This is a genomic window from Anaerotruncus sp. AF02-27 (genome assembly GCF_003465835.1).
GTDB lineage: Bacteria > Bacillota > Clostridia > Oscillospirales > Ruminococcaceae > Anaerotruncus > Anaerotruncus rubiinfantis.
Genome location: NZ_QSBX01000016.1, coordinates 31249 through 50388, shown reverse-complemented (window position 1 = coordinate 50388; position 19140 = coordinate 31249). Strand labels below are relative to the sequence as shown.

The following is a 19140-nucleotide window of genomic DNA, read 5'->3' as shown; positions in this document are numbered from 1 at the left end:
ACCTCCTAAAGTTTTGTCCGGAGACATATTGCCTTTCGTGTAAATATATAATATTATAATATTATAATAAGATCAACCCCAAAATTAAAATTTTGGAACGACTGGAGAAAAGGATGAGCAAAATATGGTGAACTGCAACAAAGATTTCCTCAGGAACAGACGGGCGCTGGTCGGCTTCGACGGCTATATTGACCGCATCCTGCGCCCCATCGCGCAAACGACCGAAGAAACTGCCGCGTATTTTGACACGATTGGGGATTTCGGCAATTTCCTCGCGGGAAAAACCGGTAAGAGCTGCGCGATTCAGCTCGATTCACTTGAGGAGCGGCGCGGTGGGAACGCGCCCATCCTGGCCGGGACGCTGGCGGGGATCGGCGCGCAGGTAACGCTCTGCGGGATGCTCGGGCGCTCCGGCCCACTCGCGGTGTTTGACGACCTTCCGGAAAACTGCGCCCGCCGCAGCTATGCCGCGCCGTGGGAAACGCTCGCGCTCGAATTCCTTGACGGAAAGGTGATGCTGGCGCCGCGGCAGCCGGCGCCTGAAACCCCGCTCGCGGCGGTCGAACAGGCGCTCGGTGGGGAAGCCGCCGCCGGCGAAGCGTTTGGAGCGGACCTTGTCGCGATGGTCAACTGGGGCGAGATCGACTTTATGCATTCCCTCTGGCGCGCCGCCGCGCAGAAATATATCTGTACCGTGCCACAGCGGGAGAAACAGCTCTTTTTCGATCTGGCTGACCCCGCGCGCCATCCCGCCGCCCGGGTAAACGAGCTGATGGAGCTTATCGGCGCTTGCGGGCGGTACCGCACCACTGTCCTGAGCGTCAATCTGAACGAGGCGCAATTGATTGCCGAAAAGCTGGGAATCAGCTGTCCAGACCCACGGGAAGCGGGCGGCGTGCTGGCGGAACAGTTTGGAATCGACCAGGTAGCGGTGCACACCCTGCATGAAAGCCTTCTGTTCGAGAATGGCAGGCAATATGCCGCGCCTACTTCGTTTGTCCCAAAACCGAAAATTTCGACCGGCGCGGGCGACAATTTCAATGCCGGATACTGCGCCGCGCTACTCTTGGGGCTCTCCCCTGACGAACGTCTGCGGGCCGCGAACGCCTCCGCCAACTACTATGTGCGCAATGCCCGGGGAATCCCCTTCGAAACGTTTTGTGCCGCGCTGAATCAGACCTGAAAGACGGCTTTCCAGGCGCCAATCTAAAAAAGCTCCGCAAACCAAAAGTTTGCGGAGCTTTTTCGTGTTGTCTGCATTCTGTCAGAGCATGATGTTGTCGATTCCCACAAAGTTTCAAAGGCAAAGCCCGGCCGGGGCATACGGGGCTACAGAGCGCCCTTCCTACGCCGGCTCAAACCGTACCGTCCAGCAGCGCGGCCCCTTTTGTCTTCCCTTTCTGTTTTTGGAATCTCAGCCGTAGTTTTCCTCATAGAGTTTCAAAATTTCCTGCCGATAAGGGGCCGAAGCGGCCGCGCCCTGTTTTGTCACAGAAAGCGTTCCACAGACGTTTCCATAGCGCGCGGCCTCAAAGATATCCGCGCCCTGTGCAAGCGCCATAACAAAACCGCCGTTAAAGGCGTCCCCCGCACCGGTCGTATCCACCGCTTTCATCGGTATACACGGCAGATACTCCCCACGGCTGCGGTCCGCCACATAAGCGCCCTGCTTCCCCAGGGTGATCACAACGCCCTGCATCCCTTTTTCAAAGAAAACGGCGGCGGCCTTTTTCGCATCTTCCGGCCCTTTCACCGGTATACCGGTGAGCAGCGCGGCTTCGCTTTCATTCGGGGTGATGATGTCGACCAGGCTGAGCAGGCTGTCCGGCAGTTCCCTTGCCGGGGCGGGATTCAAAATGACCCGGGCGCCGCTTTGCTTTGCAAGCGCGGCAGCGCGTTTTACCGCGTCAAAATTCACTTCCAGCTGCAAAAGCAGCAGATCAGCCTGTTCCAAAACCGGTGTCACCGCAGCGATGTCGGCCTCGGAGATCCTTCCGCAGGCGCCGCTTGTAATAACGATCATGTTCTGGCCGCTCTCCTCCACGACAATCAGCGCCGTTCCGGTACTGGCCGTTTCATCGACAAGAATATAACGGGTGTCCATCCCTTCCCGGCTGTAGACTTCCCGCGCCATCCGGCCGAATTCGTCCGCGCCGACCTTGGTGATAAAAGTTACATCCGCGCCCGCGCGGTGGGCGGCAATCGCCTGATTGGAACCCTTACCGCCGGAACCGATCTGAAAAGAACTGCCATGCACCGTCTCTCCTGGGACAGGAAACTTTGGCGCGCGGGCGGCAAGGTCGACAAAGAAACTTCCGAACACCACAATTTTTTTCATATCGCACCCACCTTTACTCCGCTACCAGCCCGGTGACAAAGACCATCTCCGGACTGCATCCGCCCAAGAGCGCCGCCTCCCGAAGCTTTTCCGCCTGCGCGCTGCCGATCAGCTTCACATCCGAATAGGACCATTCCCCGCCGAGCTTTTCATATTTGTTGATACAGCTGTTGTTGAAAGCGCAGAGCTCCCACCGGGTCACCGCGGGCAGCAGATGACCGGCGATGAATCTGCCGATTTCGGACAGGTTTTCCTCCGTCGCGGTCGCGCCCGGGATCAGCGGGGTCCGGATCCACATCTGCGCATTCCAAACGCCGTCCGCAATCCCCTGTGCAATCCGCTTCGCATGTTCCAGTATAACCGCATTGTCCGCGCCTGTAAACTGTTTGTGCGCCGCGCCGTCAAGGATTTTCAAATCATACAGAACATAGTCCGTATGCAGCAGCACCTTTTCAAGCGCGTCCCATCCGGCAAGGCCGCAGGTGTCCAGCGCCGTCGTGACGCCCGCTTCATGCAGCCGGACGAACAGGGCGGCCACAAAGTCCGCCTGCATCAGCGCCTCGCCGCCGGAGGCGGTCACGCCGCCTCCGGTCTGGTCGTAGTAGGTTTTGTCCTTAAGCAGTTCCCTGACAAGTTTCTCAAGCTCCCAGTCTTCCCCGATGAAGGTCATCGCCTGTGCCGGACAGGCTTTTACGCAGGCGCCGCACGCCCGACATTTTTCCCGGTCGATCACAATGCCCTGTTCCTTCATTTCGTTCGCGCCGTATGGACAGGCCTCGTGGCAGAGCCCACACCCGATACAGGTTCTGCCGTCCCACCAGACCGCCCGCTTGAAAGGGATTCCTTCGGGATTGTGACACCAGGCGCAGGAAAGCGGGCAGCCTTTGAAGAACACCGTCGAGCGCAGGCCCGGCCCGTCATGGGTGGTGCCGCGGTAGAGATCGAAAATCAGCCCGCGGCTGTCCGTCGGTGGGCAAAGATCACATCTCTCCATAGTTGTTTCTCCCGCAGAACTCAACCTGGAAGGGTTTCGCAAGGCAGATGAACCGCGTGGTGTAGCCGGTGACCTTGATGACGATATTCTGATATTCCGGATTTTCGGGATGGTCGATCGCATCCTTCAGTTTCTCGAGGTCGATGATGTTCAAGTTGACCTGGAAGGTATTTTTGCTGAAATACGCCTCGATGAAATTCTTGATATATTCGGAAAGATTCTCCTTGCCATCGAAAAATTTCGGCTGAAGCTCGATCTGAAGGGTGCCGCCGAGGAATTTATAATTATGTACCTTCGCAAGCGAGTTCGCAGTGGCGAGCAGGCCCTTCGTGTTCCTGCCAGCGGTCGGGTTGATGCCGTGCGCAAGCGGCTCGTTGGCAAGGCGGCCGTCCGGAGTTGCGGGAAGCACATTGGTCGCGGTGTGTCCCTGGAACTGGTAGAGAGACGCACGGTACTGCTGGCCGCGGTTGTTATAGGTGTTGTCAAGCACATCGGCGATCATATCGGTGATCCGCACAAGCAGCTCATCCACCTCGTCGAGATCGTTACCAAATTTATCCTGGCGCAGGAAACGCTGACGCATGATCTCGTTGTCCTCCCAGTTTTCACTGGTCGCTTTGCGCACGTCCGCAAGGGTATAGGCCTTCTCGTCGAACACCAGCTTCTTGATCGCGTAAAGCGAATCCGCCACGTTCGGAATCCCCAGGACATTGGCCGAGGTATACTGATAGTCCACCCCGCGGTGGCCGGTGATATCGATGCCGCGCTCAACCGGGCCGTGGAAGCTCAGGGAGGTCGCCATCTCCGGCCAAACCTTGTCGATCACTTCGTATTGCGCGTCCTTAAAGACCCGCAGCGCTTCGGCAGTGCGCTTGAACTCCTCGGTAAACGACGCGAACAGCTCCTCGAAGTCCTTCGGCGGATTCTCGATGCCGCGGTCGATGGCGCGCCACATCGGGTCCAGCAGGACGAGGGAGTTGACGTCCTGGTCGCAGTATTCCTTGCCTGGGACACAGAACCACTGGCAGCCGCCGACCGCGACTGTCCACGCATCCTCCCACGGCACGCCCGAACGCATCTCGCAGTCGACGAGCAGGTCGTAGTTGCAGAAGGTCGGGACGCTCGCGCCGTGGCGCGCAAGCACATCGCAGGCATAAAGCAGAAGTTTCTGGTCCATATCTTTGTGCCACATCAGGAAGAGGTTGTTGTAGTCATCCACCATGTCATAGGCTTCGAGCGTGACCCAGCTCATATCGTTCGTCGCGTCCGAACCGTCCGCCAGCCGGCCGCAGATTGTGAAATGCTGGCCGCGAATCTTCAGGAAAAGCTCTGCCAGATATTCCCGCGCCTCCTGACGGGTGATCCGTCCGCTTTCGAGGTCCTTCACCAACAGGTCGTTCAGATAGAGGTCGATACGGCCATAGCCGTTGCCGTGGCCCACGATGCGGTCGGTCATGACGCCGAACTGAATCCACTGGACACCCTGGTGGTAGGTTTCAGGCGGCTTGCGGGAGATATGCGCGCAGTCGTCGGCCACCATTTTGTAAAGCGCCTTCTGCGCCGGATCGTCGGTGGCTTGCGCCAGTTCGTAAGCCTTATCGGCATATTTCTGGATGTAATCGATGATCGCCTGGCAGACATAGCGAAGCCCCTGCAGATAGTTGACCTTGCCCGGGTGATCAAGACGGGTGTACAGCGCGAGCGACTTGTCGATCCTTTCAAGGATGCCGCCCCACCCTTCGGTCAGCCCAATTGAAAAGTCCAGGCAGGTGTGGCCGTGGCTGGTGCCGCCGGCGCCCAGCTTGCGTACCTCACGGCCGAGCTCGTGGACCTTGTCGCCAAAATAGTACTGGCGGATTTCGTTCATCTCCCAGTGAAACTCTCCAACGATCGATTCAAACGGATGGATCTCCGCCGGGGAATTGTCGAGCAGGAAGGCGTAGTCCTTGCCCCAGCTCAGCGGCGTGGCCTCATACCCTTCCACGTGGGATGGGACCTCCTTGTAACGGGGAAATCCCTCACCGATATCCACGCGGCAGGCGTGGTCGCCGAGCGAAAAGCTGCTCTCTTTGGTGGCGGCCCACTCCCCCGACTGGGGGATGCAGCCGTTCGCCTTGTCGGTCCAGTGATAAACCAGCTGGTTTTCATCGGCGGTATAAAGGTTACGGCGGCCGGAAATAGCCAGCTCCTGATTATAGGCAATCACCTTCTGCAGGCGCTCCCCGGGAAGGAATTTGGATGGATATTTGGTTCTGACACTGCTCATATGGACGCATCCTTTCTCGTTTGACTTGCGGCAGAGGCGTTTCAGCGCGGACTCCCGGCGGTCCGCCGCACACAGCCGTGGCAGGTGGCTGCGCGGAGATTTGCATGGTGCGGGCCGGGGGGAATCTTCTGGTTTCATTATCCGTTGCGCCAAGTGTAAAACGCAATATGTAAATTATATTTTTACATAAGTAAATTTATAAATTTTCATCTTGAAAAAGTTGTGCGATTTTTCAGAAAGTGCTACAATATAAAAAAGGCTATGAGGGAAGGTGAAAACAGATGGCTGCAACATTATCGGATATTGCAAAAAAGGCCGGCGTTTCAACCGCAACCGTCTCCCGCGCGTTCAGCGGCAAGGATTTCATCAATGAGCAGACACGTGAAAAGGTCCTGAAAATTGCAAAGGAAATGGACTTCACACCCAAACAGTACAAGCGGCAGCTCGCCCGCGTCACCTGCCGGGACCGGATCGGGGTGGTGATCCCCGATATCCGCAACACCTATTACGCCGAGGTCATTCAGGGCATCGAATCGGTGATGGACCCGAAGGGGATCGAGGTTATCATCTGCAATACCGATGAGGACCCCGGCAAGGAAATCCGCTACCTCAATATGCTCCGGCAGATCCAGGTCGGCGGGATTATCACCGTTCCGGTTTCGGACACGGTGGAATACAACGCGGAATTCCTGATCGATATGAACAACACCGGCACGCCGGTCGTCATCCTCGACCGCGATCTGCGCGGCGGCAACATGGACGGCGTATTCATGAACAATTACGGCGGCGCTTACGAAAGTATCCAGGCTTTTATCGACAACGGGCACCGTGATATCGCCTTTATCTGCGGCCCAACAACCTCCACCAGCGGGCTCGACCGCCTCAACGGCTATCTCGGCGCGATGAAAGCGAATGGCCTGCCGATCCATGAGGAGTATATCCTCTACGGGGATTTCAAGTTTGACCTGGCCTACGATATGACCAAAAAACTCTTGGAAAAGCAAAACCGGGTCACCGCGATCTTCTCCTCAAACCGTCGGATGTCCTCCGGATGTATGCTGGCCCTTGCTGAGAAGGATTTGGTGATCGGTGCGGATATGGCGTTTATCTCCTGCGGAAAAATTGACATAAACTTCAATCGGATCAGCCACGTCAGTTACCCAACCGTAGATATTGGCGAAGAATGCGCAAAGATCCTCCTCGGAAAGATGGAAAAGCCGAAACGTATCCGCAGCGCTTCGAAAAAAAGGATTACCTTCGATATGAAGCTGGTGCTCCGCGGCTCGGAAAAATTCCCGCCGAACCGGAAAAGGCCGGATTGAATGTTTGTGGAAAGCTTATACCGAAACTGTACAATTCTCCCTGGGCATTCGCGTGATATACGCTTTTTTCCAGGGGGATTTCTTTTTGTCCACAGTGGCTCAATGAAACTTTATATATTTTCATATGTAAATCCATAAATTACATAGTGAAAGATTGAAAGAATTTGTATACTATTGTGGTAAGAGGATCCGTGTTTCAGTGCAAATTTGCAGAAGGGATTGAGAAAATGAAAAGAATCGGCACCTTATCCAAGCTTAAACCGGGCGCCGCGGACGCCTATATCAAGCTGCACGACGAAATCTGGCAGGGCGTTGTGGATGCTGGGCATGAAGCGAATATGCGCAACTTTTCCATCTTTCGCATAGGAGATTATCTTTTCTCTTATTACGAGTATATCGGCGACGACTTTGAGGCAGACATGGCCAAAAAAAGCGCGCTTCCCATCAGTATCGAATGGCAGAAAGCCACCGGTGAATTCCGGGAGATCATGGACGGCGAAAACCGTTTCATCGAGATAGAGGAAATCTGGCACCACGATTTTTAGACACCGACCCCCAAAAGCATTTGGAAGAAAAGAAGGATGTTCCCGCAAGGCGGGAAAATGGAAAGTGAATAAACCTGTAAAGTTACATGGAGGGTTATAAAATGAAAAAAATGCTGAAAGTCGTATCGATCGTTCTTTGTGCCGCAATGCTGCTGATGACCGGATGCTCCGGAAACAGTGGTACCGCCCCCGCATCCAATGCGGCCCCAGCCGCGGATGCCGCTCCCGCAGCCAGCGGCGACGCCCCGGCAGCGGAGGCCATCACCCTGAAGGTCGGCCATATTTACAGCGCCACGCATAACGAAGCCCTCTGGCTCGAAGAGCTTGGCAAGCGGCTTGAAGAAGCCTCCGGCGGACGTCTAAAGCTCTCGATCTTTGGCGGCGGACAGCTCGGCACCGAACGTGAGATGGCCGAACAGATCCTGCTCGGCACTTTGGATATGGGCGTTTCCGGCGGCAGCACCTGGGCAAACGCACTCAACGCGCCTTCGCTTTCCGCGCTCGAACTTCCCTTCCTTTATAAGGATATCGACGGACAGAAAAAGGTCATGGACGAGGTTGTTCTGGACTTTGCCGAACCGGTCATGGTGGAGTCCGGCGTGCGCCCGCTCTTCTGCTTCTCTGCTTCGATCCGCGGCGCGCTCACCACGACCAAACCGATCAAAAGCCTGGCGGATATCTCTGGAATCAAGATGCGCGTGCCGGAAAACAACGTCTATGTCCAGACCTGGACCCTGCTCGGCGCAAACGCAACCGCCCTCTCCTGGAGTGAAGCCTATACTTCCCTTTCCCAGAGCGTAGTCGACGGCGTCGAAGCCGACCCGTCCACCCTGGTGGATGCAAACCTGCAGGAAGTCGGCAAATACTATTCGCAGACCAACCACATGGGTACCATCCATATCGTCGGCATCAACGAAGCCAAATGGCAGTCGATCCCCGCAGATCTGCAGGAAATCTTCATCAAAACCACCCAGGAAGTCTCCAGTCTGCAAGTTGAGGACCGCAAGGTGACCGACCAGGCCGCGATGGACAAGATGGCTGAAGCCGGCGTTGAGATCGTTGATGTGAGCGTCGAAGAATACAACAAGATGGCGGCCGCTGTTCAGCCGTTGTATGACGAATTTGACGCGGAATACGGCGTGGGCGACGTCATCAGCAAAATCCGCGAACTGGGAACCGCAGCGTAAGCAAACTGAATGGGGAACAGACGGGGCGGCAGCCCCGCCTGTCCCCCGGACACCGCAAATAACAGGGAAAGAGGGTATTTGATGCGGGTATTTCTGAAAATTGACAAGTTTGTGGAAAAGCTGCAGACCTACGTTTGCTTCGCGCTTTTGTGCGCGATTGTGCTGCTTGGCAGCATCGCGGTTTTCAGCAGATTTGTCTTTAACCTTTCGATTCCATGGGCAGAAGAATTCCTGCGTTACAGCTGCGTGTGGCTTGTATTTATCGGTTCCTCCCTCACGGTGCGCAACGACGGGCACGTCTCGATCGATCTGCTGCAGGAATATCTGAAAAATCACAAGGTGCGCGCCGTGCTGTATGCCGCGTCCCGTCTGGTGGGGGTGGCGTTTCTGGCGGTTTTGTTCCCGGCGTCGATCACGCTTGTGCTGCGGTCGCAGAACTCGATGGCGGCTTCTCTTCCGATCTCGTTTTCCTATGTATATGCCGCGGTTCCCGTGGGAATCGTTCTGATGCTGTGGTCATATCTTACCGCGCTCCCACGCCGCACCAAAGAAATTCTGGAGGAAGGGGACGGATGATATGATTCAAATTACAATTGTCCTTCTGCTCATTTTTATCGCACTCGGCGCGCCGGTTGTATATGCCATCGGTTTTTCCGGGGTTATCGCGCTTCTGATGTCCGGCGACGTACCGCTGTTCATGGCGGTTCAGCAGATTGTGCGCGGAATCAACTCCTGGTCGCTGATGGCCTGCCCGCTTTTCATCCTGGCCGGCGAAATCATGGCGGGCGCGAAGCTGTCCGACCGGATTCTCAATTTCTGCTCCCAGCTGTTGTCCTGGATGCGCGGCGGCGTTGGCTGCGTATGCGTTGCGGGCAATATGATTTTTTCCGCGATCACCGGCTCCGGTGCGGCCGCGATCAGCGCGGTCGGTTCGCTCACCACGCCGGAACTTGACAAGCAGGGGTACAAGCCCGGCTTCGTGGCCGCGCTGATCGCCGGCGCGGGCGCGCTCGGCCCGATCATCCCGCCGAGCCTCAATATGATCGTCTATGGCTCGGTTACCGGCGATTCGGTCGGGAAGCTGTTCGTGGGCGGCATCATTCCAGGCATCATCATCGGCCTGACACTGATGATCATGTGCTATTTCTATGCCCGCAAACACAACATCGACGGCGGTTCCGGCCAGTTCAGCCTTCGTTCGCTGTGGAAATCCTTTAAAGAAGCGTTCTTCGCGCTGATCACCCCGCTCATCATCATCGGCGGCGTAATCTTCGGCATCTTCACCGCGACCGAGGCGGGCGTCGTGGCCTGCGTCTACGGGCTGATCTGCGGGTTGTTCATCTACCGTTCGGTCAAGCTGAAGGACCTTGTCCCGATTTTCCGCAAGGCGACCGAAAGCAGCTGCATGGTCATGCTTATTATGGGCGTGGCGCAGATTTACGGCTACATATTCGCCATTGAAGGCGTAGGCGAAAAGGTTGGTAATTTCCTGCTTTCAATCACCACCAACCCGACCCTTATTATGTTGATCATCCTCGGCATGATGCTCATCATCGGTATGTTCATGGACTGCCTGGCGGCAACGGTCGTCATCATGCCGGTCATCTACCCGATCATCAAGAATCTTGGTATCGACCCAATCCAGTTCGGAGTCATGTTCTCGATTTCGACGGTCATCGGTGGGCTGACTCCTCCGGTTGGCGTTTACCTTTTCCTCTCCATGGGTATCACCAAAGCACGGTTCAGCGACACTGTACGCTACATCGTTCCGGTAATCGGAATCATCATCGCCGTCATGATACTGATCATCTTTGTCCCAGGCGTCGCAACCCTGCTGCCCGATCTGTTCATGAGCTGATTTTGGGGGTAAATTGATAATTTGCAAAGCAACTTTTGGATAAGGAGGCAACTAGCATGCTGAAAACAGGCTGTATCAACCCGTTGCTGATCGAGGCGCTCGCTTTCTGTGGGCACGGCGACAAGGTGCTGCTGGTCGACGGAAACTATCCGCTCGCCGCCCGCAGCGGTGAAGCAAAAAAGATTTTTCTCGGTGTAAAGCCCGGGCTGCCCACCGTCCCGCAGGTGCTTGAAGCGCTGTGCAGTATCGCAAACTTTGAGAAGGTGGAAGCCATGGTTCCGGATGACGGAAGCACTCCCGAAGCGCTCAAGGAAGTCCGCGCGGTCATGCAGGGCATGCCGCTGGACACGCTGGACAGGTTTGCGTTTTATGACGCCGCCTGCGAGCCGGACGTCTGTGTGGCAATCTCCACCGGCGAGGACCGAACCTACGCTTGCCTGCTTCTGACTGTAGGCGTCGTATAAAACTGTAAAAAGGCCGCCAATCAAATCGATTGGCGGCCTTTTTATATCTTAAAAAACAGTTCGCGCGGGATAGATTGCGGGGGACTCCGGTCATTCCGCCAGGCAGGGCAGGGTCGACCCTGCATAAGGCATCACAAGGACGCTGGCATCCGGGCCAAGCTTCCCCAGCGCATCGTCGAGCGCCTGCTGCACGCTGCGATAGGGCTGCAGATGGATCTTCCGGACAAAATCCGCTTCCATCTCCGAAACCAGATAGATATCGGCATTCTCCAGCACCAGAGCGATCGCCGCGGCCTTATGGCCGCCCAGCTGGAAGTCGGTCTGGATGCGTTCGATCATGGCCCGCGGGCTGGCCGAACCGGTCATCCACTCCTCGAAGGTCTTTTCCCCGAGACCCTCCTGGCAGGAACCGACCAGGATGATGATTCCGCCCGGCTTAACGGCATGTTTCGCGTTGTCCAGCGCTTTTTGCGTCTGATACAGGTTCAAATCTTTCGGCGCGCCTCCCTGTGACGCAATGACAATATCCGCCCGCGATGGGATCGCAATTTTATAGAGACGGTCCAGGAACCGGCATCCCTCCCTGTGCGCAAGGATAAAGTCGCCTGCCACTGCGTGAAGGATCTGTTTATGTTCGTCCAGCACCACATTCACAATAAAATGCAGAGGACAGAGCCGGACCGCATCCTCGATATCCATGCGGACGGGGTTGTCCTCCAGTCTTCCCGCAGCAGCTTCCGGCAGCACCATCCGGCTGTGATTTGCCTGAATGGCGGCACGGGTGGATACTCCCGGCATGATCGCTTTCGCCCCGCCGCTGTAACCCGCAAAATAGTGGAATTCGATATTGCCCAAACCAATCCGGAAATCCGCTTCAGCCACCACACGCGTAATATCCACCGGAGTGCCCAGCCGCGTACTGCCAAGGCGAACGAAATCGGTTGTATCGCTGTCCATGCAGCGAACCGTTTGATACACCTCATCCCCCACCAGCCTGCGCATCTCCGCCTCGGTCTGCCTGCGGTGGCTGCCCAATGCAAATACGATGGTGATATTCGCGGCATCCACCCCCGCCGCATAAAGCTCCTCCAATACCGCGGGGATCAATTGACCGCTGGGCAGCGGCCTGGTGATATCACTGGTGATGATCACAATCCGCATCCCCGGTTTCACAAGCTCTCTCAGGCGCGGCGAGCCCACAGGACACTGGAGTGCGCTGTCAACCGCCGCCCTCCCGGTACGCTCGACGGCAACCGCATTCGGTTTCAGAATTCCGAGCAAACGATGCTCCTCCACCGCTACCATCTGCGGCTTCATTCCATATCCAATTTCGATGTTCTGTTTCACCGGTTCACTACTGTAATCCATGCTCGTTTTCCATCCCTTTCTATCGTTACCACTATGATACAGGAAGATGATCGATTTGTAAATTGGATTGTGCTCCTTTTTATTAGAAGGGAGCCATAAAGAAAAGCCGCCGTTTCCGGCGGCTTTTTCCCCTGCGGGTACAGGGAAATATGGAGGTTGTTTCTGGCGGATAAAAGCAGGCCGTTCAGAAAAGCAGTCTTTCGGTCAGGCGTTCAAGGACATCCGTCGTCTGGAACACCTGCTCGCAGTCCGCCCATTCGTCCGCCTTATGGCAGACGCCGAGCGGCCCCGGCCCAAAGGGAACACAGTTTTCATTGGCCGCCATCTTTCAGCAAAACCGTTTCAAACGGGGTGTTGCAGGGGTGCTTAGGGCAGATGTGCAACGTCAGATTGGTCAGATCCATCACAATGGCAAACACGGTGGACATCGAAAGGCCGCCCATTTCGTCCCCTTCGTGCCGGCAGATTGCAAACGGCGCCCCCGCATGGTCCGCGAACGCTGTTTTAAGGTCCTGTACGCCGATTGGCCCCTCGACGGCGCGAACCAGCTTATCAAGCCGCCCGAGCCGGTGGAAGCTGTTCGGCATGGAACGCTTGAGCGTGTCGTGATACGGTGCGCGCGGCAGACGCAGGCTGGTAAAATGATTGGTGTGAACCAGGATTCCATCCCTGGGATAGAGCACATCGAAATCGTCGTTCGCGACTTCCACATCGAGCGCCTCTCCATCCCTGTGCGCGATCAGGAAGTTGGCGCAGCAGCCGAGCTTCTCCCGCACAGCGGCCCGGACCGCGTCGTTGAGGTTTTGGGAATCCAGGATACCGCGCAACGCGATGTGAAGCGGCACGCCGGAGGGCGCCGCGTCGACCGACAGCGCGTTCAGGCAGACGCCAAGCCCGGCGGAGTTGCATCCAATCTTTCCGATGATGCCCGCTTCAGTCATCATGCAGATGTCCGGCTTCCCATTTTCCTGATGGATCCGCAGCAGGATCAGCGCCTGCCGAATGGACATTTTCCAGTCCCAATTCTGCCCGATTAGCGTAACCCCACCCGCGGTGCGCTCCGGTGTGACCGCAACCGAGGTGCAGCCGTCTGATACAAGCGATCCGCCCTGCAGCACCAGCTCGCTGCGCACATTAAGCGCCAGAATTTCCCAAAACTGCACCCCCGCGCCGTCCGCGATCCCCTGCATCTCCGCGAGATAATCCGGATTGTAGTTTTCAATACAGGGGACAAAGCTTTCCGCAATCTTCTGGGTCTGTTCCCAGGAGATGCCGGAATAATCCCAGAACATCTCCCGATAGGTCGCCAGGCTCACCGCGATTCGCTCCTTCGCGCCGCTTCCGTGAGCATAGCCGATCTGATAAGGTGTTCCGGCTGCGGTAATACATGGGATTTCGCCAATCGTTTTCATGTTGTTGTCTCCTTTAACCGTATAATAGATTGGGTAAGAACATGACGATCTGTGGAAATACAATAAAGACCGTCAATGTCAGAATCAACGCAAGCAGGAATGGAATGGCATCCCGCATGATGGCGCCCAGCGGCGCGCCGCTGATCGTCTGGCCCACGAAAAGGTTTACGCCGACCGGCGGGGTAAGCATGCCGATACAGAGGTTGATGGTCATGATGATGCCGAAATAAACCGCATCATAACCGAGCATCTGAACCAGCGGCCAGAACAGCGGGGCAAACAGCAGGATGTTCGAGGTCGTATCGATGAACATACCGGTGATGAGCAAAAACACATTCACAAAGAGCATGATGATGACCGGGTTTTCGGTCGCGGACATGATGAACGCCGCGATCGTCTGCGGAATCTTGCCGAGCGTCAGGATACGGCCGAAGGTGTTCGCGCCGCCCAGCAGGATGACCGCAACAGCGGTCAGCTCGGTCGCGTTGAGCAGCGCGGTGCGCAGCTTCTTCCAGTCGAGCTCTTTATAAATGAACTTTCCGACAAAGACCGAGTACATGACGCCCACAGCAGCCGCCTCGGTCGGTGTGAACACGCCGCCGTAGATGCCGCCCAGGACGATAACCGGCATAATCAGCGCCCAGACCGAGTCATCGATCCTAAAGCCCTTTTTCCCGGAAGTCTCGCCGTATTTTTCGGCAAGCGCGGCCTTGCTGAGTCCAAGATAACCGCGCTTCTTGGCAAAGAAATAGTTAAGGACCATCAATACAATTGCAATGATGATGCCCGGTATGACGCCCGCGATAAACAGTTCGCCCACCGACGCGCCGATGGTCACGCCATAGACGATCATTGGGATACTCGGCGGTATGATCGGCCCGATAACCGCGGCGGCGGAGACAAGTGCCGCGCAGTATGCCGTATCATAGCCCTGTTTTTTCATTGCGGGCATCATGATTCCGCCGATCGCCGCGACCGTCGCCGGACCGGAGCCGCAAAGCGCCGCGAAAAACGCCGACGCCGCGACCGCCGCCATGCCCAGGCCGCCCGGCATGCTGCCGGTCACCTTTTCGGCGCCCTTGACAATCCGCTTGGCAAGGCCGCAGCCCTCCATCAGCGAACCCATCAGGATAAAGAAGGGGATCGCCATCAGGGAGAAGGAATCCATTGCCGAAATCATCGACTGCGGAAGCAGGGTCGCCATCGGGGTATTGGGATAAAATGCCGCGAAGAACACCGTGCAGGTGACACAGAGCGAAACCGCGATCGGCACGGTCAGAAACAGGCATGCAAACAGCGTTCCCATCAGGACAGGAATCATGCCCGGTCACCTCCCTCGGCAGCTTTTACAGCTTCTTTTTCAGGCCCGGCGGGCGGCAGCCCCTTTCCAAAGGCCTGTTTGCAGTGCTTGATCAGCGTACCGATCATGCGGGTTGCAAAGCCAAACATGCCCAGCGCGCCAGGCAGATACATGATCCAGACCGGTACCGACGGCATGGCCGGGAAGGTCTGGTGGGTAGCAATCAGGTTGAGGGTCGTCTCAAAGATTTTCCAGGAGATATAATAGCCGAACAGGACCGAAACCAGGTCCCCGATCACGCGCACCGCAGCGCCGCCGCGCGGAGGCAGGAATGCGGGCAGCGCCTCCACCTTGAGGTGGCTGTCCCGGCGTACACAGATGCAGACGCCCGCGTAGCCGACCCAGATAAATAGCAGGCGGGTGGTCTGCTCCGCCCAGGAAGCGGTATAATTTAGGAAGAACCGGGTAAAGACGTTCATGCAGGTGATACAGGTCATGATGAAGAACAGGATGACCGCAAGGTTATCTTCAATCGCAATGAAGAACTTGTTGATCTTTGCAAGCACTGTTTTCCCTCCTTCGAATGGCCCTTGGGCATCGAAGGGACGCCCAAGGGCAAAGACCCCATGAGCCAGCGGTCAGCTGTTCTGCGCGCGGAATTCTTCCGTCAGCGTGATGATCTTCTTGACATTCGGGTTCGACTCGGTGTATTTGTCGATCATCGGCTGCGCGGCCGCTTTGAAGGAGTCACGTTCCGCCTCGGTCAGTTCGATCACTTTGCAGTGCCCCGCATCGATCACATTCTGCTTGTTTGTAAGCTCGTCGTCAGTCGTGATCTGGCGCATATCCGCCTTTGCGGATTCAAACGCTTCATCCACCCAGCCGCGCTGCTCGTCTGTCAGGTTGTCATAGGTGGTTTTGGACATCATGATGTTTGTCGGGTCCATGATATGGCGGGTTTCCATCAGATAACCCTGCACCTCATGCAGCGCGCTGGTCCACATCTCGAGCCAGTGGTTATCCTGGCCGTCGACGACGCCCTGCTGCAGCGCGGTGTAAAGTTCGGAAAAAGCCATCGGGGTCGCGGAGCAGCCGATCAGGTTGAAGTGTTCCACATGCATCGGACTTTCGATCACGCGCATTTTAAGCCCCTTCATGTCGGCCGGGCTGTGCGCCTCGACCTTGGTGGTGGACATATTGCGCCAGGAAGCGCCCACCCAGCCCAGGCAGTGCAGGCCCTGGTTTTCCAGGTCGCTGAGGATCTCGGTCCCGAACGGGTCGTCCAGGACGTACCAGCCTTCATCAAGCGAATCGAACAGGTACGGGACGTCAAAGCAGGTCAGCGCATCGGTGAATCCGCTGTACGGCGCATTCGCAAGGATCGCCATATCCAGCGCGCCCGCCTGCATCGATTCCACGATTTCGCGGGCGGTTCCCATGACGCTGTTGCCATAAACCTCAACCGTCATTTTGCCGCCGGAAACTTTTTCAATCTCCTCGCCCAGCCGGACAAGCGTTTTGTGGGTGGAGGATTCCTCCGAAACAACATGGGCGGCCTTCAGCGCGAGTACAGTGCCATCGGCCGGGGCCGCAGACGCGGCCGGCGCGGCCGGCGTGCCGCTTGAAGCCGCTGGCGCGGCTGACGGAGCGGAACCGCTGCATCCGGCGAATAAAAAGAGAACCATGGTAAAGCACAGGGCGATCGTCAGCAGTTTTTTCATTATTTTCTCTCCTTTTTATCATAGTGTTCTTTGACTTCTTTGTCAAATAACGGTTGCACCTTCGGACTGAAAGTTTTCTTGCAGAAATACGGGAATCATGCTATACTAAGCACCGAAATGGGCGCCGCAGGTCGTTTTCCTGTCACATTCCGTACAATAGGAAGGCTTGCTCTTTTAAAAATATGTTCTGCAGAACGAAACGGAGACAAAAATGAAACCTGTTCTTAAAACAACGCTTGTGGACGAGATTGTCGCCAGCATCATGGAAGCGATTGAAAGCGGCGAGATGAAACCGGGCGAACGCTTCCCCAGCGAACGCGCGCTGGCCGAGCAGTGGAGCGTGAGCCGCACTGCCGTGCGGGAAGCGATGAAGGCACTTTCCTTTTCCGGCGTCCTCGAGATCCGCCCGGGCAGCGGCACCTACCTCAAAACGCAGCCGACGAAATCCACAAGCCCCAAATCTCCGCAAAGGACGTCCCCATCCTTCGACGGGCAGGACATGGAAGAGCGGGTGCAGGCCCGTATGATCCTCGAGCAGCAGATCACCCGGCTGGCCGCGCAGCATGCCACCCCGCAGGCAATCGCCGCAATTGAAAAGGCCTGTAAGCGGATCGAAAAATGCTGCGAGCAGAAAAATGTAAACGCCCTTTTAAAAGCTGATTACGCGTTCCATCAGGCGGTGGCCGCCGCCGCGCAAAACCATTACCTGCAGGAAGCCTATGAGCGTATCCTGCTGGCCGGCCCGGAATGGTTCGGCATCACCCGCCTGCCGTTCGAACAGCGCGCGGCGGATGCGCACAACCATTACGACATCTGCGACGCGATCAAAGCGAGGGACCCTGATCTGGCCTCCCAGATAGTGCTCCTGCACGAAGAATCGGTCTGGGAACGTTACAATTCCTACTATGAAAGTCCGCTTGAGACTTCCAAAATCTAATCTTCCCGCGATGGTTCCCGGTTTTCCGGGGATCATCGTTTTTTATGTTCAGAGCAAAATGCGCTGGGTCAGATCCTTGTATACTTCGAGGGACTGGATGACCGAGTCGCATTCAACATACTCATCCGCCTGGTGTTCATGCGCACCCGCCGCGCCGTAGGACATGCCGTTTTTGCATCCCGTGCTGCCGTCGATCACACCGCTGTCGGTATAACCGGTGAATACCAGCGGCTGCGGACGGGCGCCGGTGATTTTTTCACAGGAATCCTGCAGGCTTTTCAGCAGGAAGGAATCCTCGTTGATCTGCACATACGGGCGCTGCGCAATCACGCGATAGCTCCCGCTTGTGCCCGGAACACGCGCTGTCGCGGCTTCAATCGCATCCTCCACCAGCTTGATCGACCCTTCGTTTGTGAGCGGCGGAGCCAGGCGAACATCGATCTGGATGGCGCATCTGTCCGCGACGATGTTGGTGTTGAAACCGCCGTTGATTGTGCCGAAACAAACGGTATTGCGTCCCATGACCGGGTCCTCCGGATACGCGTCCAACCGGTTTTTGATCTCCAGGATCACTTCCGCCATCGCAACGATCGCATCGGCTCCCTTATAGGGCGTGCTGCCGTGGGCCGCCTTGCCTTTGGTGCTGATCTCAAACCAGGTTTTCCCCTTGTGCGCCATGTAAATCTCTCCGCTGGTTGGCTCGGTATCGAGCACCAGCGTCTGCCGGTCGGCCAGCCCAATCTCCACCAGGCGGTCCGCACCCTTCATTACATCCTCTTCATCCCCCGACCCGACAAAGGTAAAATCATATTTCGGCGTCAGGCCCTCTTCGCGGCATTTTTTCTCGAAATCACGGAAGGCGATCATCGCGCAGGCCAGCCCCGCTTTCATATCGAAGGCGCCGCGTCCATACATCTTTCCGTCGACGATCTCGGCGGCAAAGGGGTCTTTGGTCCAATCGCTTCCCACAGGCACTGTGTCCATATGGGCCACGTAAATCAGGTTGGGGTGCGCCTGTTTTCCCTTCAGGGTTGCCATCACATTAAAGCGGCCGGGTTCAAATTCATCGCGGACCACCTGCGCCTTGGTGTTTTGGGTGAGCCAATCGGCCACAAACCGGCTGATCTCGCCTTCAAAGGTCCCCACATTGGTGCTTTCAATCTGAACAAGCCGGCGGGTCAAAGCAATGACTTCCACATTTTCGTATCTCATACGTACCTCCTCTTCCGTTTTCGGGCAAATTTTATCAATTGATCTTATGGTAAGGTGGTTAGACCAATTGTTGCGATCAGTATAGGGCTTTTCGAAGCATCCGTCAATACAATTTCATATGTTTTCTATAAATATGCTGAAATTTTTAAATTGTTTTTATGGATTTAGTCCAAATATTTCTCCTTTTTTCGAGCTTATTAATTTACTTCACAGAAC

General features: G+C 56.3%; 18 protein-coding genes. 8 read left to right on the top strand and 10 right to left on the bottom strand.

Going from position 1 to position 19140, the window contains the following annotated elements:
• Nucleotides 1-124: 124 nt before the first annotated feature.
• Nucleotides 125-1183 (top strand): carbohydrate kinase family protein, encoded by a 1059-nt coding sequence (locus tag DWV16_RS12500; RefSeq protein ID WP_118479526.1) that lies wholly within the window; start codon nt 125-127, stop codon nt 1181-1183.
• 231 nt (nt 1184-1414) lie between these two features.
• Here DWV16_RS12500 and rbsK read toward each other — a convergent pair whose 3' ends face one another.
• The 3 genes from rbsK to DWV16_RS12485 are packed head-to-tail and all read right to left on the bottom strand — an operon-like array spanning nt 1415 to nt 5598.
• Nucleotides 1415-2338, bottom strand: coding sequence for a ribokinase (rbsK, locus tag DWV16_RS12495; protein ID WP_118479524.1), 924 nt, complete (start codon nt 2336-2338; stop codon nt 1415-1417).
• A 13-nt stretch (nt 2339-2351) separates the two neighbouring features.
• Nucleotides 2352-3332, bottom strand: coding sequence for a glycyl-radical enzyme activating protein (locus tag DWV16_RS12490; RefSeq protein WP_158572860.1), 981 nt, complete (start codon nt 3330-3332; stop codon nt 2352-2354).
• Complete coding sequence (locus DWV16_RS12485; protein ID WP_066456349.1) at nt 3319-5598, bottom strand: pyruvate formate lyase family protein; 2280 nt, start codon at nt 5596-5598, stop codon at nt 3319-3321. Before DWV16_RS12485 ends, DWV16_RS12490 begins: the two co-directional genes overlap by 14 nt.
• 281 nt (nt 5599-5879) lie before the next feature.
• Here DWV16_RS12485 and DWV16_RS12480 point away from each other — a divergent pair, with 281 nt between their 5' ends.
• The 6 genes from DWV16_RS12480 to DWV16_RS12455 all read left to right on the top strand — a co-directional run bounded on the left by DWV16_RS12480 (nt 5880) and on the right by DWV16_RS12455 (nt 10974).
• Nucleotides 5880-6920 (top strand): LacI family DNA-binding transcriptional regulator, encoded by a 1041-nt coding sequence (locus tag DWV16_RS12480; RefSeq protein ID WP_066456348.1) that lies wholly within the window; start codon nt 5880-5882, stop codon nt 6918-6920.
• A gap of 227 nt (nt 6921-7147) precedes the next feature.
• Nucleotides 7148-7465: an L-rhamnose mutarotase gene (locus DWV16_RS12475; RefSeq protein ID WP_066460281.1), complete on the top strand. Its 318-nt coding sequence runs from the start codon at nt 7148-7150 to the stop codon at nt 7463-7465.
• A gap of 101 nt (nt 7466-7566) precedes the next feature.
• A complete protein-coding gene (locus DWV16_RS12470) occupies nt 7567-8652 on the top strand; it encodes a TRAP transporter substrate-binding protein (protein ID WP_066456347.1) in 1086 nt (361 codons plus the stop codon).
• A gap of 81 nt (nt 8653-8733) precedes the next feature.
• Nucleotides 8734-9228, top strand: coding sequence for a TRAP transporter small permease (locus DWV16_RS12465; RefSeq protein WP_066456344.1), 495 nt, complete (start codon nt 8734-8736; stop codon nt 9226-9228).
• Between the two features lies 1 nt (nt 9229).
• The gene (locus DWV16_RS12460) at nt 9230-10510 is read left to right on the top strand and encodes a TRAP transporter large permease (RefSeq protein ID WP_066456341.1); all 1281 of its coding nucleotides are present in this window, start codon (nt 9230-9232) and stop codon (nt 10508-10510) included.
• Nucleotides 10511-10566: 56 nt separating this feature from the next.
• On the top strand, nt 10567-10974 hold the full coding sequence (locus DWV16_RS12455) for an RbsD/FucU family protein (protein WP_066456338.1): 408 nt from the start codon (nt 10567-10569) through the stop codon (nt 10972-10974).
• Nucleotides 10975-11064: 90 nt separating this feature from the next.
• On the opposite strand, the gene larA is transcribed toward DWV16_RS12455, so the two are convergent.
• The 6 genes from larA to DWV16_RS12430 all read right to left on the bottom strand — a co-directional run bounded on the left by larA (nt 11065) and on the right by DWV16_RS12430 (nt 16775).
• Entirely contained in the window at nt 11065-12342 is a 1278-nt protein-coding gene (gene larA, locus DWV16_RS12450) for a nickel-dependent lactate racemase (protein ID WP_066456336.1), read from the bottom strand.
• A 184-nt stretch (nt 12343-12526) separates the two neighbouring features.
• The gene (locus tag DWV16_RS19090) at nt 12527-12667 is read right to left on the bottom strand and encodes a hypothetical protein (protein WP_154018848.1); all 141 of its coding nucleotides are present in this window, start codon (nt 12665-12667) and stop codon (nt 12527-12529) included.
• Nucleotides 12654-13754, bottom strand: coding sequence for a C45 family peptidase (locus DWV16_RS12445; RefSeq protein WP_066456332.1), 1101 nt, complete (start codon nt 13752-13754; stop codon nt 12654-12656). The genes DWV16_RS19090 and DWV16_RS12445 overlap by 14 nt, the downstream gene beginning before the upstream one ends.
• A gap of 13 nt (nt 13755-13767) precedes the next feature.
• Nucleotides 13768-15075: a TRAP transporter large permease gene (locus DWV16_RS12440; protein ID WP_118479520.1), complete on the bottom strand. Its 1308-nt coding sequence runs from the start codon at nt 15073-15075 to the stop codon at nt 13768-13770.
• Nucleotides 15072-15620 (bottom strand): TRAP transporter small permease, encoded by a 549-nt coding sequence (locus tag DWV16_RS12435; RefSeq protein WP_066456324.1) that lies wholly within the window; start codon nt 15618-15620, stop codon nt 15072-15074. The genes DWV16_RS12440 and DWV16_RS12435 overlap by 4 nt, the downstream gene beginning before the upstream one ends.
• Nucleotides 15621-15692: 72 nt before the next feature.
• Entirely contained in the window at nt 15693-16775 is a 1083-nt protein-coding gene (locus DWV16_RS12430; RefSeq protein ID WP_118479518.1) for a TRAP transporter substrate-binding protein, read from the bottom strand.
• Between the two features lie 211 nt (nt 16776-16986).
• On the opposite strand from DWV16_RS12430, the gene DWV16_RS12425 reads away from it, so the two are divergent.
• Nucleotides 16987-17712, top strand: a complete 726-nt coding sequence (locus DWV16_RS12425; protein WP_066456320.1) for a FadR/GntR family transcriptional regulator — start codon at nt 16987-16989, stop codon at nt 17710-17712.
• A gap of 48 nt (nt 17713-17760) precedes the next feature.
• Here the strand turns inward: DWV16_RS12425 and DWV16_RS12420 are convergent, their stop codons facing one another.
• Nucleotides 17761-18924 (bottom strand): M20 family metallopeptidase, encoded by a 1164-nt coding sequence (locus DWV16_RS12420; RefSeq protein WP_118479516.1) that lies wholly within the window; start codon nt 18922-18924, stop codon nt 17761-17763.
• Nucleotides 18925-19140: the final 216 nt, after the last annotated feature.